A 19,329-nucleotide genomic window follows, 5' to 3' on the forward strand; every position below is an offset into this window, starting at 1 on the left:
CTCGTGCCACGCTGCGGGACGAGGAGGTGCCACCATGATCCATCACGTCCTGCTCGCCTGCCCCCGCGGCTCCGAGGACGCGTCCCGCTCCTTCTACGCCGGGCTGCTCGGCCTCACCGAGAAGCCCAAGCCCCCGGCCCTGGCCGCCCGCGGTGGTTGCTGGTTCACCGGGTACGACGCCGAACTGCACCTGGGCGTCGAGGACGACTTCCGTCCCGCCCGCAAGGCGCACCCCGCGCTGCTGCGCCCCGACCTGGACGAGCTGGCTGCCCGCCTGCAAGCCGCCGGGCACGCCGTGACCTGGGGCGACGACGAGATTCCCGGCATGCGGCGGTTCCACACGTACGACCCGCACGGCAACCGGCTGGAGTTCCTGGCCCCCGCGGGCTGACCGGGCGCGGGTAGGGTCGGCGGGTGGTCGACGTACAGCACTGGCTCGCCGCGCTCCCGCCGGCCCTGATCTGCCTGCTCGTGGGCGGCGTGATCGGCGTGGAGAGCATGGGCATCCCACTGCCCGGCGAGATCGTGCTGGTCAGCGCCGCGCTGCTCGCCGCCACCGGCGCCGTCGCGCCCGAGTGGGTGGCCGCCGCCGCGGCGACCGGCGCCATCGTCGGCGACTCCATCGGGTACGCCGTGGGCCGGCGCGGTGGCCGCCCCCTGCTGGAACGGCTCGGCCGGCGCTTCCCGAAACACCTGGGCCCGGCACACCTGGCCCGCGCCGAGCTGAGCTTCGCCCGGCACGGCGTCTGGGCGGTGTTCTTCGGGCGGTTCGTCGCGCTGCTGCGCATCCTCGCCGGGCCGCTCGCCGGGGCGCTGCGCGTGCCGTACCGCCGGTTCCTGGTCGCGAACGCCGCGGGCGGGCTGGTCTGGGCGTTCGGCACCACCTACCTGCTGTTCTATCTGGGGCAGGCCGCCGAGCACTGGCTCAAGGACATCTCCTGGGCCGGGCTGGTGCTGGCCGTACTGGCCGGCGTGGTCAGCACCGCGTGGCTGCGCCGCCGAGCCAAGCGCCTGGACCCGTCCGAGGCCCCCGACCAGCCCGATCCGGTCCCCGCAGCCGACCGCTGACCGGCTTCCCCCGGCCGATTGAAGGCGGGCGGCCCGGTCCAGCGCCCCCAGGACATCACGGTCCAGGACCGCACAGCACTCTCCCTCGTACCGGTTCGCCTCGGCTCGCCTCGGCTCGCCCTCGCCCCCGCCTCGGTGATCAAGGAGTTTGTGTCCTGTGAGGGCTCTCCCCAGTGACACAAACCCCTTGATCACCGAGGCGGATTGGGGGGCGGGCGGGGTAGGCCGGGTCGGCCGGGGGAGGGGCGTGGCTGACCGGGGTGGGCCGGGAAGGCGGGCAGTTCGGGCCGGATGGGCGAGGGGCGCCCAACCCGGCGGCGGGGCAGGGCCGGCGGGGTGGACCGCTGTGCCGGGTGAGTGGGGTTAACGGATACGCGCAATGCCCCGCACTGCTCTGCGCCGTTGACCATGAGGTTAGCGGTGGCTGGTGCCCGATTTGTCGCCGCTAACTTCATGATCGACGCGGTGGGGGGGCGGTTGCCCGTGGGGTGGTCGAGATCTTGGTAGGAAACGGCCCCTATGAGGGCCGTTTCCTACCAAGATCTTGTGTGCGTTCCGCCTTGCGGGACGGTGATCCTGGGAAGTGGGAAGTGGGAAGTGGCGGTGGGGATGAGGGCGGGATCTCGGTGCGGGCCGGCGGTGGGGGTCAGGGGGCGGTGAGCAGGGTGACCAAGGTGTCGCGGGCGGTGCGGACGGCGGCCCGGGACTCCTCGGTGTGGTCCAGCGCGTCGAATCCGTGCTGTCCGTTCGGCACGTCCACCACGCACAACGGGACGCCGCGCCGCCGCGCGACAGCCGTGAACGCCTCGACGGTGGGAGCGACTTCGGGCCGCTCCCACCCGGCCCGGGTCAGCACGAGCGTCGGCCGTGCCGCGCCCTCCGCCTGCGCGCCGTCGACGGTCGCGGCGTCGGGAGAGGTCGCGTCCGGCCGAGTGGGGTCGACGCCGGCGTTCTCGGGGGAGGCCGTGCCGGACGCAGCGGCGGCGTCCTGAGCCGCGGACTGGTCGAGGGTGTCGATCGGGCGGAAGCGCGGGTCCACCGGGGGCCATCCGGGCAGCGGGGCCAGCAGCGGATAGGTCGCGGCCACGCCGCGCAGCCAGGCGGGCGGGTCGCGGAGCCAGTCGCCGAGCAGCAGGCCGGCGCCGGAGAAGAACCAGAGGCCGAGCCGGTCGGGGTCGACGCGCGGGTCGGCGCGGAGCAGTTCGGCGGCGGCGGCCACCCGGGCGGCGACCGTGTACAGGTCGTCCGGGCTCGCCACGGTGAGCCGGGGGATCGCGGCCAGCACGCCCGCCTCGGCGAGCAGCGCGCCGTAGCCCCGGTAGAGCGGCCAGTCCCGCGCGTCGGGCGCCTCGGGCGGTCCCGGAACGCCGTGCACGACGACGACCGCGGGATGCCGGCCGTCGCCGGTGGGCACGTGCAGGTCGACGTCGCCGTGCCGCTCAACGGCTGCCGGTGGGGGATCGAGGACGAACGGGCTCTCCCAGAAAACGGTTCCCATCGTTGCGATGGTAGGAGAATCCGCCGCCCCCGACTGTCCGGTCAGGACGAGGAGGCCTTGGCGTGCCGCTCGCGCAGCCGGTCCCGGATCTCCTCCGGGGTGTACGCCCGGCGCCGCCGTTCGGCCCGCGCCACCACCACTCCGGTCGCCGCGACGCCGGCGAGACCCGCGAGACCGAGTACCTTCCACCACCGCATCCGTTGCCGCATCCGCATAGGGTAGTCCTCCATGAGCATCAGCCTGGACGAGGCCGTGGAGCTGACCCGTACCGGCGACCTGTGGGTGTTCCGCGGACGCAGCGTGCCCGACCGGGCCATCCAGCTCACCACGAACAGCCCGGTGAACCACGTGGGCATGGCGGTGGTGCTCGACGACATGCCGCCGCTGATGTGGCACGCCGAGCTGGGCCGTTCGCTGCCGGACATGTGGACCGGCACGCACCAGCGCGGCGTGCAGCTGCACGACCTGCGGGACGCGGTCTGCGTCTGGGCCAACCGGTACGGCCAGCGGGGCTGGCTGCGCCAGCTCGAACCACCGGCCGACGCGGCGATGGAGGAGGCGGTGCTGCGTACCGTGGCTCGCCTGGACGGGACGCCGTTCCCGTCCACCGCGCAGCTCGCCTGGCGGTGGGCGCGGGGCCGGCTGCCGCACCCGCGCCGGCTGAGCCTCGGCGGCCTGCTGGGCGAGATCGGCAACCGGGGCAGGACCGGCGACAGGGGCGCGATCGGCAACCAGCAGAAGACCGGCGACAGCGGCGACACGAGCGGGACCGGCGACGCCGGCAGGGAGAACGCCGCCGCGCTGGAGACGGCGTACTGCGCGGAGGTGGTCGCGGTGACCTACGAGGCGATGGGTCTGCTGCCCGCCGGGCGGCGGCCCAACTGGTACGACCCGGGCCGGTTCTGGAGCGGCGACGACCTGGCGCTGCGCGGCGGCGCGCACCTCGGTGCCGAGATCGAGGTGCGGATCCCGCCGCGCTGAGGAAGGTTTGCCGCAGGCGCGGGCCGGTAATGAGGAGCGTCGTGACGGCTTCCACCGACCTCGACACGCTCACCGACTTCTTCGACCGGTACGGCGTGGCGCTGACCACCGCCGACGTGCCGGCCATCGCCGGCTGCTACGCCCTGCCGGGCCTGGTGGTCGCCGACACCTACAGCTTCTCGTTCACCTCGCCGGCGGCGGTGGCGCTCAGTTTCGTCGGCGCCGCGCCGGACTACCAGGAGCGCGAACTCGTCGCGGCGAACGCGCAGATCGAGGACGTGCAGCAGATCTCGGCGCTGCTCACCGAGGTGGCGGTGCGCTGGGAGTTCCTGGACAGCCAGGGCGGCGCGGTGCCCGGCGAGCGCTACCGATACCTGCTGCGCACCACCGAGGACGGTCCGGTGATCTGCACAGTCATCCGTACCGCCTGATCGTGGTGGTGCGGCGGCCGGCCCCGCGGGCCGGCCGCCGCACCGACTGACGTCAGCGGTGGTGGGCGCCGGCCCAGCGGTCGGCCTCGGGGGCCGGGTGCAGGCCGGGCTCGTGCAGGCCCTCCTCGGTGACCTGGCCGATCCGGCGGTACGTCTCCGGCCGGCTGGTGCGCAGGATCGCGCCCCAGATCAGGCCGACCACGCCCGCCGCCACCGGGATCGCGGGCAGCAGCCACTTCAGGTAGCTCGCGGTGTCGGGGGCGAGCAGCGCGTCGAAGTTGAACAGCAGCACCAGCAGCACGACGGTGAGCAGGACCGTGCCGAGTGCCGGGGCGATCGCCCGCTGCCACGCGCTCTCCGGGCCCTGACGGCCCCGGAAGAAGCCCACCACGGAGGCCGAGGTGAGCGTCATCAGCAGTACGACGCCGACCGCCGCGGCGCCGGACAGCCAGGTGAACAGGTCGATGACCGGGTCGCGGCCGGTCATCGCGAACGCCAGGAACACCACCACGGCGAGGACGCTCTGCACCAGCGAGCCCGCCACCGGCGCGCCGCTGCGGCTGGAGGTGGCGCCGAGGAAGCGCGGCAGCACCCGCTCCCGGCCCAGCGCGAACAGGTAACGCGCCACACCGTTGTGGAACGACAGCAGGGCGGCCAGCACGCTGGTGATGAACAGGACGTTGGCGATGTCCGCGACGACGGCGCCGGTGTACTGGTCGAGCGCGCCGAAGATGATGCCCGGACCCGCCTCGGCACTGGCCGCCGGGGCGTTCTCCGGACCGGTGAGCACCGTCAGCGCCCAGGCCGAGAAGGCGTAGAACAGACCGGTGAACGCCACCGCGATGTAGGTGGCCCGGGCCACGGTGCGCCGCGGATCCTTGACCTCCTCGCTGTAGATGGCGCCGCTCTCGAAGCCGGTGAAGGAGGCGATGGTGAACGCGAGTACCGCGCCGAAGCCGGCGCCGAACAGGTGGCCGGGGCTGATGCCGGCGGTGGTGACGGTGCCGCCGTCGGGGTTGGCGAAGGCGACCAGGTCGAAGATCAGCACGGCCACGCACTCGAGGATGAGCAGCACCGCGAGGACCGTGGCGTTGAGGTCGATGCGCAGCACGCCGAGCGCGCCGATGAAGACCCAGGCCAGCAGCGCCCAGACCCACCAGTCGAGGCTGATGCCGGCCTTGGCGTCCATGAAGTCGCCGAGGATCTGACCGAGCAGGCCGTACAGACCGATCTGGATCGCGTTGTACGCCGCGAGCGCGACAGCCGAGCCGGCCACCCCGCCGGCCCGGCCGAGGCCGTTGGCGATGTACGCGTAGAACGCGCCCGCGTTGGCGACGTACCGGCTCATCGCGGCGTAGCCGGTGGCGAAGACGGCGAGCACGGCGGCGAGGAGCACGTATCCGAGCGCGGCGCCGATGTTGCCGCTGACCGCGTACATGGTGGTGACACCACCGCCGAGAACGGTCAGCGGGGCGGACGCGGCGACGGTGAAGAAGACGAGGTGAGCGGTGCCGAGACGACCGCGGCGCAGCCCACCGTCGGAGAAGAACGGATCGGAGGACAAGGCTTCTCCAGGGGAGGGGGGTGAGGGAATTGATGTGTCTACTTCGGAACAACCTGAAGCAGGGTATTGGTGATCACGTATCGTGACAACCCCACTTCGATATCGATTGGGGTGCGCCTGAACGGCCGGAATTGAGCTGTGCGTGGTCATGCCGTACCGTCCCGTGTCGACGATCACGGCCACCGTTCGAGGATGGACCATGACCTACCCCGGGGCGCAGGCCACTTACCGGCTTGCGGATGCGCTGTTCCTTATCGGACACGACGAGTTCACCGGCAAGCCGCACGTCGCTGTCGACCGGTTGGAGTGCGGGCTGGCCGGCGCCGCGCTGGCCGAGCTGATGTTCGAGGGCCGGATCGCCCTCGACGGAGGGGGGATCGCCGCCGTCGACCCGCGGCTGTGGCAGGAGCCGCTCACCGACCTGCTGATCACCGAGATCCTGCGCCGCGAGGGGGCGCATCCGGCCCGGCTGTGGATCCGCTACCTGCGGACCCAGCTCAACATCAACGAGCGGGTGGGCACCCGGCTGGTCACCGCCGGCGTGCTCCGCCGCGAGCAGGGCAAGCTGATCGGCCGGACGGTGCGCTGGCCGGCCATCGACCCGAACCAGGCGGCCTCGCCGCGGGTGCGGCTGACCGCGATGCTGATGCACTCGTCCCCGGCCGAGCTGGACCCGGGGACGCTGCTGCTGGCGACGCTCGCGGAGGCGGTCGGGCTGGCCACGCACATCTTCGATCCGCAGGTGGCCACGCGGATGCGTGACTGCCGCCGGTTCCTGCCGGCTCAGCTCGAAGGGCTGCTCGCCGCCGTCGTGGGCGCGCTCGACGTCACCACCACGACGGTACGGCGATGACGTCCCGCCCCGGGTGAGGCCGGGGCGGGACGGTACCGGTCAGGCCGGGTCGCGCCACATCGGGTAGAGGCTGGGGCCCTCCGGCAGATCCAGCGTGACCGGGCGGCGCCGGAACCCGAGCCGCTCGTAGAGCGCGGCGTTGCGCGGCGAACTGGCCTCCAGGTAGGCCGCGGTGCCGGCCTGATCCAGCTCGGCCAGCTTGTTACGCAGCAGCGCCGACCCGACGCCCTTGCCGTGATGGTCCGGGTGCACCCCGATGAAGGGCAGGTACCAGTGCGGCTCGCCGGGGTGCCGGGCGCTCATCATCTCGTCGAGCGTGCCGAACCGCTTCATGGCCTCCGCGCCGATCGCGGTCTCCATCCCGTCGAACTCGCCGCCGTCCTCGGCGTCGTGCCCCTCGCCGGTGGGCAGCCAGAGCGTGACGCCCAGCCCGTCACCGGCGATGTGCACCTCACCGGTACGCAGCGCCAGCGCGACGAACGGTCCGAAGAAGGCGGGATGGACCTGTGCGCGGTGGTCGTCGGCCGGGAAGACCCAGCCGCTCACCGGATCCCGCATGAACGCCTCGGCGAGGATCGCGGTCACGACAGCGGCGTCCTCAGCGGACGCGCGCCGGATGTTGCCCTGCCACTCAGTCACTGGCTATCCGTCCTACCGGCTCGACGAGCCATTGTGGTCATTGATCGGCGTGCAAGGTATCAGGTGTCCAGGCCGGGCGGCAGGGGTCGACCGCGATGCTCGCCGCGACCCGGTCCGGGTGGCTACGCTGGCCCGGACCCCGACAGGAGGACCATGCCCCGCACGCGTCGTCCCGGCCCGCAACCCGGGGCCGCCATGACCTCGTCCCCCTGGATCCTCGTCGCCGCGGGCGTGGTCGTGATGGTGGTCCTGCTGGTGGTGGCGCTCGGTTCGGTGCGGGGCCGGCGGACGTTCCCGGCGGCCGGCCCGGCGGATCCGGTGATGTCGCTGCCGCAGGTCCCGCCGACGTCCGAGGCGGTCACCCCCACCGGCCCGCCGCCGGTCTCCGCCACCGCTGCGGTGGTGCCGGGCCTGTCGCCCCGGTCCACGGTGCTGCCCGCCCGGCCGACTCCGGCCGCGCCGACCCCCAGCCCCCGGGGCGTGGCCCGGCCGGTGCTGCCTCCGACACCTTCTCCGACGCCGCCGTCGGCGGTGACCGGCCGGTACAGCGTGCCGAGCGTCTTCGACGGCGGCTTCATCGGTGAGGTGCTGCTGGTCAACACCGCGCGTACGCCGCAGGGCTGGACGGTGCGCGCGGTGTTCCCGGGTGGCCGGCTGGTCACCGCCTGGGTCGAGGGCGCCGAGCAGGGCGTGTTCCGCTTCGACGACGGCGTGCTCACCTACCGCAGCGGGTTCGACCTTGCTCCCGGGCAGTCCCTGCCGGTGCGGTTCCACATCGAGCGGGCCGGCATCCGGCCGGTGAGCTGCACCGTCGACGGCACACCCTGCGCCGAACGCTAGACCGCGCGGCCCGGTAGGGGCCGGCGTCGGATGCCTCCTCTTGCAAGGTGACTGCTTTGTTGCGGCATGGTTTGCAAGGTATTGCAGAATGTTTCGGCAAGGGCTAGCGTGCGGGCGAATCAGCGACCAGAGAAAGGCCGTCGATGAAACCGCCGCCGATATCCCCCAAGGCGCTGCTCGCCCTGGTCACCTCCCTCGTACTCACTCTCGTCGGCGTGCCGGTGGCCCTCCACCAGCTCGGCGCCGACGCCGCCCCGGCCGCCGCCCCCGACGTCCTCGCCGCCGGCAACGCTCCGCAGTGGAACCGCGAGCCGTCCCCCGACGCGCTTCTCAAGGCCGCCACCGGCACCAAGAAGGCGGAGCAGTTCTACTTCGTCCTGCCGGACCGCTTCGCCAACGGCGACAAGCGCAACGACACCGGCGGCCTGACCGGCGGCCGGCTCACCACCGGCCTCGACCCGACGGACAAGGGCTTCTACCACGGTGGCGACCTCAAGGGCCTGATCGACCGGATGGACTACATCCAGGGCCTCGGCACCACAGCCATCTGGCTCGCGCCGATCTTCAAGAACCGTCCGGTGCAGGGCACCGGCGCGGACGTCTCGGCCGGCTACCACGGCTACTGGATCACCGACTTCACCCAGGTCGACCCGCACTTCGGCACCAACGCCGAACTGAAGAAGCTGGTCGACCTGGCCCACCGGCGGGGCATCAAGGTCTACCTCGACATCATCGTCAACCACACCGCCGACGTCATCCGGTACGCCGAGGACAAGTACGGCTACGTGGACAAGAAGACCGCCCCCTACCGCGACGCGCAGGGACGCCCCTTCGAGGACCGCAACTACGCCGACGGCACCCGGAGGTTCCCGGCGGTCGACGAGAAGTCGTTCCCGTACACCCCGGTGTTCGCCACCCCGGCCGACGCGAAGGTCAAGGTACCGGCGTGGCTGAACGACCCGACCATGTACCACAACCGCGGTGACTCCACGTTCGCCGGCGAGAACAGCGAGTACGGCGACTTCTTCGGCCTCGACGACCTGTGGACCGAGCGTCCCGAGGTGGTGCGCGGCATGACCGACATCTACGCCCAGTGGATCGGCAAGGCCGGCGTGGACGGGTTCCGCCTCGACACGGTCAAGCACGCCAACCTCGACTTCTGGCCGCAGTTCGCCCGCGGCATCGACGCCGCCGCCGCGAAGGCCGGCAAGAAGGACTTCTTCATGTTCGGCGAGGTCTACAGCGCCGAGCAGGAGATCCAGTCGACCTACGTGCGGCAGGGCGGGCTGCCCGCCACGCTCGACTTCTCGTTCCAGGAGGCGGCACGCGGCTACGCCGCCGCCGACGGCTCGGCCAAGGCGCTCGCCGACGTCTACGCCAAGGACGACCTGTACTCCGCGCGCGACACGAACGCCAACCGGCTCACCACGTTCCTGGGCAACCACGACATGGGCCGGATCGGCTCGTTCGTCGCCGCCGCCGGCGGTGACGACGCCGCCCAGCTGAACCGCAGCCGGCTCGCCCACCAGCTGATGTTCCTCACCCGCGGCCAGCCGGTCGTCTACTCCGGCGACGAGCAGGGCTTCACCGGACCGGGCGGTGACAAGGACGCCCGGCAGGACATGTTCGCCTCGCGGACCGCCGACTACCTCGACGACGACCTGATCGGCACCACCCGTACCCACGCCGCCGACCAGTACGACACCCGCCACCCGCTCTACCGGACCATCGCCGAACTGGGCGAGCTGCGGTCGGCGCACCCGGCGCTGCGCGACGGCGTGCAGGTGACCCGGTACGCGGCCGACGGGCCGGGCGTCTTCGCGTTCTCCCGCGTCCTGCCGTCCGACCGGATCGAGTACGTGGCGGCGGTGAACAACGCCGCGACACCGCAGACTGTCACGGTGGACACCTGGTCGGCCGGCGCCCGCTTCACCGGCGTGTACGGCGGCGCCGCCGCAGCGACGGCCGGCGCGGACGGCAAGCTGAGCGTCACCGTGCCGGCGATGTCGGCGCTGGTGCTGAAGGCCGACCGGTCGATCCCGCAGGCCGGCGCACCGAAGATCACGATCACCGAGCCGGGCGACGATCCGGTTCCCGGCAAGGTCGCCGTCACCGCCCAGGTCACCGGCGACCCGCTCGCCACCGTCACGTTCGCCGCCCGGGTCGCGGGCGGCAAGTGGACGCTGCTGGGCGCCGCGCAGCGTGCGCCGTACACCGTGCACCACGACCTGACCGGCCTGCCCGGCGGCACCCGCGTGGAGTACAAGGCGGTGGTCCGCGACGGCAAGGGCCGCACCGCCACCGCCCGCGCCACCGGCACCGTCGGCACCCCGGCGCAGGGTGCGTCGCGGGACTGGGCGATCGTGCACTACCAGCGCCCGGCCGGCGGGTACGACGACTGGCGGCTCTACGCCTGGGGCGACATCGACCCGGCGTACGTGACGCAGTGGCCCGCCGGGCAGCCGTTCGCCGGTGAGGACTCGTACGGCCGGTTCGCCTGGGTCAAGCTCAAGCCCGGCGCGAAGACCGTCGGGTTCCTCGTGATCGACGGCGACGGCAACAAGGACGTCGCGAACGACCGCACCGTCGACGTGACGGCGACCGGCGAGGTCTGGGTCAAGCAGGGCGACCCGGCGGTCTACCCGACGCGGCAGGCCGCCACCGGCGAACCCGACCCGCCCGTCGACCAGAACACCGCGCTTATCCACTGGCGCAAGGCCGACGGGAACTACGACGGCTGGGGCCTGCACCTGTGGGACGGCGCGGCCAACCCGACCGACTGGGCCGCCCCGCTCAGGCCGGAGAAGATCGACGCGTACGGCGCGGTGTTCCGCGTGCCCCTGGCCGCCGGAGCGGCAGGGCTGAGCTACATCATCCACCGAGGCGACGAGAAGGACCAGCCCGAGGACCAGCGGCTCGACTTCGCCAGCGCCGGACGCGAGGTGTGGCTGCTCGGCGGCGTGAAGGGACGGCTGCTGCCGACCACCACGTCCGGCGCCGCCAAGGACCTCGACCTCACCAAGCAGAAGGCGCACTGGATCGACAGGGCCACTGTCGCCTGGCCGACCGGGCCGACCGACGGCAGGCGGTACGCGCTGGCAGTCGCCCCGGCTGGCGGGATCGGCCTCGCCGACGGTGAGCTGACCGGCACGTACACCACGATCCCGCTGCGGGCGCAGCGCAACGGGCTGACCGAGGCGCAACGGCAGGCGTACCCCCATCTCTGGGCCTCGCGCGCCTTCACGCTCGACCGCGCCGACCTGGCCGAGGTGCCCGCGGCGCTGCGCGGCCAGATCGTGGTCACCGAGCGGGACGCCGAGGGCGCGCTGCTCGCCGCCACCGGCGTGCAGATCCCCGGCGTGCTCGACGACGTCTACGCGGCGGCGACCGGCGCGAAGCTCGGCCCGACGTTCGCCGGCCGGGTGCCCACCCTCGCGGTGTGGGCGCCGACCGCGCGGACCGTGTCGCTGGAGCTGTTCGACTCGCCTACGGCCCAGCCGACAAGCGTGGCGATGCGCCGCGACGACCGCACCGGCGTCTGGTCGGTCCGCGGCACGAAGGCGTGGAACGGCCGCTACTACCGCTACCGGGTGCAGGCGTGGCAGCCGGCCACGCAGAAGATGGTCACCGCGTCGGTGACCGACCCGTACTCGGTGGCGCTCGCGGCGAACTCCACGCACAGCCAGATCGTCGACCTGACCGACCCGGCGCTCGCGCCGGCCGGCTGGGCGAACCTGCGCAAGCCGGCCGCCCCGCCGGCGTCGAAGGTCCAGATCTCCGAGCTGTCGGTACGCGACTTCTCCATCGCCGACACCACGGTCCCGGCCGAACGGCGGGGCACCTACCTGGCGTTCACCGACCCGGACACGGCAGGCATGAAGCACCTGCGCAAGCTCGGCGACGCCGGGGTCAACCACCTGCACCTGCTGCCGGCCTTCGACTTCTCCACCATCCCGGAGAAGCGGGCCGACCAGGCCCGGCCGGCCTGCGACCTGGCCGCGCTGCCGCCGGACTCCGACGAGCAGCAGAAGTGCGTCGCGGCGGTCGCCGGCGCCGACGGCTACAACTGGGGGTACGACCCGCTGCACTACACGGTGCCCGAGGGCGGGTACGCCGTCGACCCGAACGGCGCGAAGCGCACCACCGAGTTCCGCCAGATGGTCGCCGGGGTGAACAAGGCCGGCCTGCGGGTGGTCATGGACGTGGTCTACAACCACACCTCGGCGGCCGGCATCGACCCGAAGTCGGTGCTCGACCAGGTGGTGCCGGGCTACTACCACCGGCTGCTGGAGGACGGGACCGTCGCCAACTCGACCTGCTGCGCCAACACCGCCCCGGAGCACGCCATGATGGGCAAGCTCGTGGTGGACTCGCTCGTCACCTGGGCCAAGGCGTACAAGGTGGACGGTTTCCGGTTCGACCTGATGGGCCACCACCCGAAGGCGAACATCCTGGCCGTACGGGCCGCGCTGGACAAGCTCACGCTGGCCCGCGACGGCGTGGACGGCCGGAAGATCCTGCTGTACGGCGAGGGCTGGAACTTCGGCGAGGTCGCCGACGACGCCCGGTTCACCCAGGCCACCCAGGCCAACATGGCCGGCACTGGCGTCGGCACGTTCAACGACCGGCTCCGCGACGCGGTGCGCGGCGGCGGCCCGTTCGACGCCAACCCGCGGGTGCAGGGCTTCGCCTCCGGCCTCTACACCGACCCCAACGGCGACGACGTGAACGGCTCCGCCGCCGAGCAGCGGGCCCGGCTGCTGCACCAGCACGACCTGATCAAGGTGGGGCTGACCGGGAACCTGCGCGGCTACCGGTTCACCGACTCCACCGGCAAGCGGGTCACCGGCGCCCAGGTCGACTACAACGGCGCCCCGGCCGGGTACACCGCCGCGCCGGGCGAGGCGGTCACCTACGTCGACGCGCACGACAACGAGATCCTGTACGACGCGCTGGCGTACAAGCTGCCGCAGGGGACCTCGGCGCAGGACCGGGCCCGGATGCAGGTGCTCGCGCTGGCGACCACCGCGCTCGGGCAGGGCGCCGGGTTCGTGACCACCGGCTCGGAGCGGCTGCGCTCGAAGTCGCTGGACCGCAACTCGTACAACTCCGGTGACTGGTTCAACCAGATCCGGTGGGACTGCGCCCAGGGCAACGGGTTCGGCGCCGGCCTGCCGCCGGAGGCCGACAACAAGGACAAGTGGTCGTACGCGAAGCCGCTGCTGGCCGATTCGTCGCTGGTGCCGGACTGCGCGGCGATCGACCTGGCCGACGCCCGGTACGCGGAGCTGCTGCGCGTGCGCCGGTCCTCGCCGGTGTTCGGGCTCGACACCGCCGAGCAGGTGCAGAAGCGGGTGGCGTTCCCGCTGTCCGGGACGACTGAGACCCCGGGCGTGCTCACCATGACCCTCGACGCGCGAGGGCTGGACGGGAAGTGGAAGTCGGTGACAGTCGTGTTCAACGCCACGCCGGAGACGGCGAAGCAGACAGTCGCCGGGCTGCGCGGGGCGAACGTGGCGCTGCATCCGGTGCTGCGGAACTCGGCCGACCCGGCGCTGCGTACCGCGTCGTTCGACCGGGCCGCCGGCGCGTTCACCGTGCCCGCGCGCAGCGTGGCGGTGTTCGTCCAGAGCTGACCGACACGGCCGACCGGCCCCCTGCCACGTCGCGTGGCAGGGGGCCGGTCGCGTACCCCGGGCCGTCAGGTCAGTTGAAGCAGTCCTCGACGGTGTTGGCGCAGTTGGTGGGGTCGTTGTTGCTGATGAGGGAGTTGTCGTCGAGCTTGACTCGTCCTTCGTTGTTGAGGACGCCGCCGGCCACGCGGTGGAGCTTGCTGGAGTCGGTGGCGGTGTTCTTGGTGACGTGGGTCTTGGTCAGGGTGATCTTCGCCTTGTTGTTGAAGATGCCGCCGCCGTTGAGGGCGGTGTTGCCGTTGATGTCGGTGTCGCGGATGGTGAGGGTGGCGTTGTCGTCCTTGTCGTGGTTGCGGGCGAGGAAGCCGTCCTCGATCTTGATGAGCCACTCGCCGTTGTAGATGCCGCCGCCGAACCGGTTGGCGGTGTTGTCGACGATCTTGCTGTCGGCGATCGTGGCGCTGGCGTGCTCCTTGTCGTTCGGGTAGCCCCAGTGCTTGCCGCCGGTGACCACGACACCGCCGCCGTCGCCGTCGGCGTGGTTCTTGGCGACGTGCACCTTGTCCAGGTCGAGGTCCGTGTTCTCGGCGTAGACACCGCCACCGTTCTCGCAGGCGGTGTTGCCCGTGATCGCGGTGAAGGACACCGTCACGGTGCCGCCGCTGCTGAACAGGCCGCCACCGTTCTTGCCGGCGCGGTTGTCCGACAGGCTCGACTTGACGCCGTCCTTGCCGTGGTCGGAACCGTAGATCTCGACGATCCCGGCCTCGTGGTGCTTGCCCTTCTTGTCGTAGCCCTTCGGCGCGGCCGAGGCCGCCGGACCGTGCCCACCGGACAGGCCGCTGCCGTTGGCGATGCCGCCGCCGTTGCCGCCTGCGGTGTTGTCGTCGACGTGGGTCTCCTCGACCTTGAGGATGCCCTCGTTGTAGACGCCGCCGCCGTCGCCCTGGGCGTGGTTGTCGACGACCTTGCTCTCCTTGAGCCAGGTGCGGCCGTAGTTGGCGACGGCACCGCCGTCGCCCTCGGCGTTGTTGTCGACCAGCTTGACGTTGTCCAGGTAGGCGCTGCCGCCGCGCTCGACGAGCAGCGCGCCGCCGTCGCCCTCGACCCGCTTGTCGTCGTCCTTGCCGCCGTTCATGCCGCCGTCGGCGACCGGCGTGGCAGCGGCTGCGGTGGTCGCCGCGGCCGGAGCCGCGACAGCCGGGGCCGCGGCCGGGGCCGCCACCGCCGGAGCGGCAGCCGGCGGCTGGCCGCCACCGGGAGCCCCGCCACCCGGGTACTTGAACTCGTTGGCGTTGCCGCCGGAGACCGTGAGGTCCTTGAGGGTGAGGTCGCCGCCGTCGGCGACGCGGAAGATGCGGAAGGTGTCTTCGGCGTCGCGCTTGATGGTGGAGCCGTTGCCCTTGATGGTGACGTCCTGCTTGATCTCGGGCAGGGCGGAGCCGAACTTGCGGTCCTTGACGCCGAGTTCGTAGGTGCAGTTCTCGGCGAGCTTCAGGGTGCCGCCGTGGTCGCGGTTGGCCAGTTCGAGGGCGTCGACCAGGGCGTCGTCGTCGCAGGCGACCTCGCGGGTCTTGCCGTGGTCGTCCTTGCCGTCCTTGCCGTACTCGCCCTTGTCCGGGCCCCACTCGCCATGGTCGCGGCCTTCCTGGCCACGGTCCTTGCCGTCCTTGCCGTACCCGTCCTTGTCGTAACCGTCCTGGTCGTAACCGTCCTTGCCGTACTCGCCCTTGTCGCCGTGGTCGCCGTCGCTGAGCTGCTGCGTGGTCGACCACTTGACGTCGGCGAGCCGGTGCGGGCCGGTGGCACCGGTGGTCGCGTAGGCCACGCCGGCGAGGCTGACCGCTCCGGTCAGGCCCACAACGCCGGTGGCGAGCCACATCCGGCGACGCCGGAGCGGGGAGATGGTCTTGCTGGTGGCGTCATCGTTATTGCGAAGGTAGTTGGACATCGGAGCTCTCTGCCCTCTCCTTGTACCTGACAAGGTCGCTTCGCCCTGGCGAGGCGGCCTTCGCTACAAATCGGTTGTAGCTGCTGAAGACGACCGTATGAGAACCTTCTTCGCCTCGTGGCCATACACGAAAAAAACCCGCATAAGGGTGCGGGTGGGATGGGCGGGCGCAGTGCGGCCCGGATGCCCCGGCGGGGGACACCACGGCCAGTAGGGCCACGTCCGGGGTGGGAGCCCTCCTCGCGCCGTGGCGCGAGGAGGGCTCCCCGGTTATGTGGTGGTTCCGTCAGTTGAAGCAGTCCTCGACGGTGTTGGCGCAGTTGGTGGGGTCGTTGTTGCTGATGAGGGAGTTGTCGTCGAGCTTGACTCGTCCTTCGTTGTTGAGGACGCCGCCGGCCACGCGGTGGAGCTTGCTGGAGTCGGTGGCGGTGTTCTTGGTGACGTGGGTCTTGGTCAGGGTGATCTTCGCCTTGTTGTTGAAGATGCCGCCGCCGTTGAGGGCGGTGTTGCCCTTGATGTCGGTGTCGCGGATGGTGAGGGTGGCGTTGTCGTCCTTGTCGTGGTTGCGGGCGAGGAAGCCGTCCTCGATCTTGATGAGCCACTCGCCGTTGTAGATGCCGCCGCCGAACCGGCCGGCCGTGTTGTCCACCACGGCGCTGTCGGCGATCGTGGCGCTCCCCGCGAGGCCGTCCTTCTCGGCGCCGTTGCCGGACCAGTCCCGCCCGCCGGTCGTCACCACACCACCGCCGTTGCCGTCGGCGTGGTTCCCGGCCACGTGGACCTTCTCCAGCAGCAGGTCGGTGTTCTCCGCGTAGACGCCACCACCGTTCTCGCAGGCGACGTTGCCGCCGATCGCGGTGAACGAGACCGTGACCCAGCCGCCGCTGCTGAACAGGCCACCGCCGTTGCGACCCGCCCGGTTGTGGCTCAGCGTGCTCAGCGAGGCGTCCTTGCCCTCGTACGCCCCGGTGATCTCGACGGTGCCCGCCTGGTGCTTGCCGTGCTCGCCCTTGTCGGCCTTCGCGGCCGAGGCCAGGTCGATCGGCCCGTCGTGGTGCGCACCGCTGCCGTTGGCGATGCCGCCGCCGTTGCCGCCTGCGGTGTTGTCGTCGACGTGGGTCTCCTCGACCTTGAGGATGCCCTCGTTGTAGACGCCGCCGCCGTCGCCCTGGGCGTGGTTGTTGACGACCTTGCTGTCCTTGAGCCAGGTGCGGCCGTAGTTGGCGACGGCACCGCCGTCGCCCTCGGCGTTGTTGTCGACCAGCTTGACGTTGTGCAGGTGCGCGCTGCCGCCGCGCTCGACCAGGAGCGCACCGCCGTCGCCCTCGACCCGCTTGTCGTCGTCCTTGCCGTCCGGTCCGGCCGCCTTCGGCACCGACGGTCCGGGGTACTTGAACTCGTTGGCGTTTCCGCCCTTGACCGTGAGGTCCTTGAGGGTGAGGTCGCCGCCGTCGGCGACGCGGAAGATGCGGAAGGTGTCTTCGGCGTCGCGCTTGATGGTGGAGCCGTTGCCCTTGATGGTGACGTCCTGCTTGATCTCGGGCAGGGCGGAGCCGAACTTGCGGTCCTTGACGCCGAGTTCGTAGGTGCAGTTCTCGGCGAGCTTCAGGGTGCCGCCGTGGTCGCGGTTGGCCAGTTCGAGGGCGTCGACCAGGGCGTCGTCGTCGCAGGCGACCTCGCGGGTCTTGCCGTGGCCGTCCTTGCCGTCCTTGCCGTACTCGCCCTTGTCCGGGCCCCACTCGCCATGGTCGCGGCCTTCCTGGCCACGGTCCTTGCCGTCCTTGCCGTACCCGTCCTCGCCCTTCTCGCCGCCCTCGGCGCGGGAGTCGTCGGCGGCGTTCTGCGGCGCGGCGGCGTGGTTCTCCGCCACCGGTTCGGTGCCGGACTTGTCGTCGCGGGCGGCGAGACCGCCGAGCGCCGCCAGCCCGACGACGCCGGTCAGCCCGGCCACGCCGGTGGCGACCCAGAGCGCCCGCCGCTTGCTCGTCCGCGGCGGGGGCGCCATCGGCGCGCCGCCGTCGGGTGTCGTTACGTCGTTCGACATGAGAGCCCTTTCGGTTCTTCCCAAACGGGTCGCACCGCCCCAGGCCGGGCGACCAGCTACAAACCGGTTGTAGCCTCTGATCAGCACCGTATGAGAAGGTTCCTCGCGAGGAAGACGTATCCGAAAAAAGCCCGCATTCCTCCCACGATCGGCGGTCCGTGACCAACCACGTGAGCAGGACGGGAAACGCCCAGACGGCGGCGGGCCCCACCACCTGCCGTAGAGGCGCGGTGGTGGGGCCCGCCGGAGATCGCGGCCCGCGGGGATCAGCCCGGCAGGCGGGGGCCCGCCTCACGCTGTTCGGCCAGCCAGGTCTCCACCTCGGCGGAGGCGCGCGGCAGCCCGGCCGACAGGTTCACCGGGCCGTCGGCGGTGACCAGGATGTCGTCCTCGATCCGCACGCCGATGCCCCGCAGCTCCTCGGGGACCAGCTCGTCCTCCGGCTGGAAGTAGAGCCCCGGCTCGACGGTGAGCACGTATCCCTCGCCGAGCGGCCCCTCCCGGTAGGTCTCCTTGCGCGCGTTGGCGCAGTCGTGCACGTCGAGGCCGAGCATGTGGCTGGTGCCGTGCAGCGTCCACCGCCGGTAGACGGTGGAGGCCGGGTCCATCGCCTCGTCCACGCTCACCGGCAGCAGCCCGAGGTCCTTCAGCGCCTCGGCCAGCACCCGCATCGAGGCCAGGTGCACGTCCCGGAAAGCCACGCCGGGCCGGCACATCTCGATGCCGGCCTGCTGCGCGGCGTACACCGCGTCGTAGACCTGGCGCTGCAACGGCGTGAACCGCCCGTCGACCGGGAACACCCGCGTCACGTCGGCGGTGTAGAGGTTGCGGTTCTCCACGCCCATGTCCATCAGCAGCAGCTCACCCGGACGGGTCGCGCCGTGGTTGTGCACCCAGTGCAGGATCGTGGCGTGCTCGCCGGCTCCGACGATCGAGCCGTAGCCCACGTCGTTGCCGTCGTGCCGGGCGCGCAGCGCGAAGACGCCCTCCAGCAGCCGCTCGGAGACCCCGCGGTCGGCCGGCAGCGCCCGTGCCACGTCCTCGAAGCCGCGCACCGTGGCGTCGCACGCCTCCTGGAGCTGCGCGATCTCCCACTCGTCCTTGACCAGCTTCAGCTCGGCGATTGCGATCGCCAGCTCCCGGTCGCGGCCGGGCTGACCCTCGGCGCGCGCGCCGTCGTACTGACGCACTGCGGCGTCGACCCGGGCGTCGAAACCGCGAAGCACACGGGTACGTCCCGGCGCCAGCTCGGCCAGCGCCGCGTCCAGCTCGCTCAGGTCGGCGGTCGGCAGGCCCAGCTCGGTGGACTTCTCCCGCAGCGTCGGCCGGCGGCCCACCCACAGCTCTCCGTGGCGGCTGCGGAAGAACTCGTCGGTCGCCCGGGACGAGCGGGGACGCATGAACAGCGTGGACTCGCCGCCCGGCCGCAGCACCAGGACGCTGTCCGGCTCCAGGTCGCCGGTCAGGTACGCGAAGTCGCTGCCCGGCCGGAACCGGTGGTCGGTGTCGTTGGCGCGTACCTTCTCGTTGCCGGTGGGGATGACCAGCGTCTCGCCCGGGAAGGCCTCGGCCAGCGCGGCCCGCCGCTTGGCGTGGTTGGGCACCTCCGGGCGCGGGGTGACCGGCAGTTCGGTGTCCCGCCAGCCCTGCCGCATGAACGACAGGAACGCCTCCGGGAAATCCGGGTCGTGCGACTCCGTGCCGTCCGCCGCCTTGCCCTGCCCGGTCCGCTCCTCGGCCATGATCCGCCCCTCCCTGAGCCTCGTCGCTGGTCCCGACGGTACCGCGCGCACGACAGCGGGAGGTGCCTGCGGTGCCGCGACGACG

At 71.8% G+C, this 19,329-nt stretch carries 14 protein-coding genes; 7 read left to right on the forward strand and 7 right to left on the reverse strand.

The features are described from left to right. The first annotated feature begins 34 nt into the window (after positions 1 to 34). Both Q3W68_RS25600 and Q3W68_RS25605 read left to right on the forward strand, forming a co-directional pair. Positions 35 to 391: a VOC family protein gene (locus Q3W68_RS25600; RefSeq protein WP_302907867.1), complete on the forward strand. Its 357-nt coding sequence runs from the start codon at positions 35 to 37 to the stop codon at positions 389 to 391. 23 nt (positions 392 to 414) lie between these two features. After that, complete coding sequence (locus Q3W68_RS25605; protein WP_302907868.1) at positions 415 to 1,068, forward strand: DedA family protein; 654 nt, start codon at positions 415 to 417, stop codon at positions 1,066 to 1,068. 646 nt (positions 1,069 to 1,714) lie between these two features. On the opposite strand, the gene Q3W68_RS25610 is transcribed toward Q3W68_RS25605, so the two are convergent. Further along, positions 1,715 to 2,566 carry a hypothetical protein gene (locus Q3W68_RS25610; RefSeq protein ID WP_302907869.1) on the reverse strand — a complete coding sequence of 284 codons (852 nt, stop codon included), beginning with the start codon at positions 2,564 to 2,566 and terminating at the stop codon, positions 1,715 to 1,717. A gap of 41 nt (positions 2,567 to 2,607) precedes the next feature. Then, complete coding sequence (locus Q3W68_RS25615) at positions 2,608 to 2,796, reverse strand: hypothetical protein (protein WP_141708223.1); 189 nt, start codon at positions 2,794 to 2,796, stop codon at positions 2,608 to 2,610. Here Q3W68_RS25615 and Q3W68_RS25620 point away from each other — a divergent pair. Then, a complete protein-coding gene (locus Q3W68_RS25620) occupies positions 2,795 to 3,547 on the forward strand; it encodes a hypothetical protein (RefSeq protein WP_302907870.1) in 753 nt (250 codons plus the stop codon). The genes Q3W68_RS25615 and Q3W68_RS25620 overlap by 2 nt on opposite strands. 41 nt (positions 3,548 to 3,588) lie before the next feature. Next, positions 3,589 to 3,978: a hypothetical protein gene (locus tag Q3W68_RS25625; protein ID WP_030274248.1), complete on the forward strand. Its 390-nt coding sequence runs from the start codon at positions 3,589 to 3,591 to the stop codon at positions 3,976 to 3,978. 52 nt (positions 3,979 to 4,030) lie between these two features. Here Q3W68_RS25625 and Q3W68_RS25630 read toward each other — a convergent pair whose 3' ends face one another. Continuing rightward, positions 4,031 to 5,542 (reverse strand): APC family permease, encoded by a 1,512-nt coding sequence (locus tag Q3W68_RS25630; protein ID WP_302907871.1) that lies wholly within the window; start codon positions 5,540 to 5,542, stop codon positions 4,031 to 4,033. A gap of 199 nt (positions 5,543 to 5,741) precedes the next feature. Between Q3W68_RS25630 and Q3W68_RS25635 the strand changes: the two genes are divergently transcribed. Continuing rightward, a complete protein-coding gene (locus Q3W68_RS25635; protein WP_302907872.1) occupies positions 5,742 to 6,395 on the forward strand; it encodes a GPP34 family phosphoprotein in 654 nt (217 codons plus the stop codon). Between the two features lie 39 nt (positions 6,396 to 6,434). Here Q3W68_RS25635 and Q3W68_RS25640 read toward each other — a convergent pair whose 3' ends face one another. Beyond that, entirely contained in the window at positions 6,435 to 7,034 is a 600-nt protein-coding gene (locus Q3W68_RS25640; protein ID WP_302907873.1) for a GNAT family N-acetyltransferase, read from the reverse strand. Between the two features lie 195 nt (positions 7,035 to 7,229). On the opposite strand from Q3W68_RS25640, the gene Q3W68_RS25645 reads away from it, so the two are divergent. After that, a complete protein-coding gene (locus Q3W68_RS25645; RefSeq protein WP_302907874.1) occupies positions 7,230 to 7,874 on the forward strand; it encodes a cellulose binding domain-containing protein in 645 nt (214 codons plus the stop codon). A 143-nt stretch (positions 7,875 to 8,017) separates the two neighbouring features. Beyond that, on the forward strand, positions 8,018 to 13,510 hold the full coding sequence (pulA, locus tag Q3W68_RS25650; protein ID WP_302907875.1) for a pullulanase-type alpha-1,6-glucosidase: 5,493 nt from the start codon (positions 8,018 to 8,020) through the stop codon (positions 13,508 to 13,510). Between the two features lie 70 nt (positions 13,511 to 13,580). On the opposite strand, the gene Q3W68_RS25655 is transcribed toward pulA, so the two are convergent. The 3 genes from Q3W68_RS25655 to Q3W68_RS25665 all read right to left on the reverse strand — a co-directional run bounded on the left by Q3W68_RS25655 (position 13,581) and on the right by Q3W68_RS25665 (position 19,244). Continuing rightward, positions 13,581 to 15,458, reverse strand: a complete 1,878-nt coding sequence (locus Q3W68_RS25655) for a hypothetical protein (protein ID WP_302907876.1) — start codon at positions 15,456 to 15,458, stop codon at positions 13,581 to 13,583. A gap of 286 nt (positions 15,459 to 15,744) precedes the next feature. Then, positions 15,745 to 17,502: a hypothetical protein gene (locus Q3W68_RS25660; RefSeq protein ID WP_302907877.1), complete on the reverse strand. Its 1,758-nt coding sequence runs from the start codon at positions 17,500 to 17,502 to the stop codon at positions 15,745 to 15,747. A 266-nt stretch (positions 17,503 to 17,768) separates the two neighbouring features. After that, positions 17,769 to 19,244: an aminopeptidase P family protein gene (locus Q3W68_RS25665; RefSeq protein ID WP_302907878.1), complete on the reverse strand. Its 1,476-nt coding sequence runs from the start codon at positions 19,242 to 19,244 to the stop codon at positions 17,769 to 17,771. Positions 19,245 to 19,329 lie beyond the last annotated feature (85 nt).

Source organism: Micromonospora sp. C28ISP2-4 (assembly GCF_030519385.1).
Lineage (GTDB): Bacteria > Actinomycetota > Actinomycetes > Mycobacteriales > Micromonosporaceae > Micromonospora > Micromonospora tulbaghiae.